Raw genomic sequence first — 615 nt, 5'->3', positions numbered from 1 at the left:
TCATCGTGCCGAACTCGGACCTGATCTCGGGGCAGCTCGTGAACTGGACCCACAGCGACGCGCGGCGCCGGCTCGAGCTGGTCGTGGGCACCTCGTACGGGGCCTCGCCCGAGCGCGTCCTCGGGATCCTGATGAAGGTCGTCCGCACCCAGCCCGGGGTGATGAGCGACCCGCCCGCCGACGTGCTCTGCATCGCCTTCGGCGAGAGCTCGATCGACTTCGCGATCCGCGCGTGGACCGCGGGCTACCTCGACGCCATCCAGATCAAGAGCCGGCTCGCGCTCCGCGTCTACGAGGCGCTCGAGAAGGAGGGCATCGAGATCCCCTTCCCGCAGCGCGATTTCCACCTCCGAACGGTCTACCCCGAGGCCGCCGAGGCGCTTCGCAATCCACCGGAGTGACGTCCCCACGAGCCGGTGCTAGGGACGGCCCCGCATGGGTCGCAAGAAGAAGAACGAGAAGAAGAAGAAGCACGAGGTCCCGCGGGCCGAGCGCGAGGATCGCCACGCGCTCTACCAGCAGTCCGTACAGGACCCTGGCTACGAGACCGAGCTCGCCACGCACTACTTCGAGCAGCGCGTGGGCCGGCGGCCGATGTCGCTGCGCGAGGACTTC

General features: G+C 68.6%; 2 protein-coding genes. Both read left to right on the top strand.

What is annotated here, in order from left to right; all coding sequences use genetic code 11:
- Positions 1 to 401: mechanosensitive ion channel (locus KDM41_18520; protein ID MCB1185419.1), on the top strand; the 401-nt coding region annotated here is incomplete at its 5' end.
- Positions 402 to 435: 34 nt separating this feature from the next.
- Positions 436 to 615 (top strand): class I SAM-dependent methyltransferase (locus KDM41_18515; protein ID MCB1185418.1); only part of this gene is annotated, 180 nt, incomplete at its 3' end.

The organism is bacterium (assembly GCA_020440705.1).
Taxonomy (GTDB): domain Bacteria; phylum Krumholzibacteriota; class Krumholzibacteriia; order LZORAL124-64-63; family LZORAL124-64-63; genus JAGRNP01.
The sequence above is the reverse complement of the archived record's forward strand: the minus strand, read 5'-3'. Positions and strand labels throughout refer to the sequence as shown.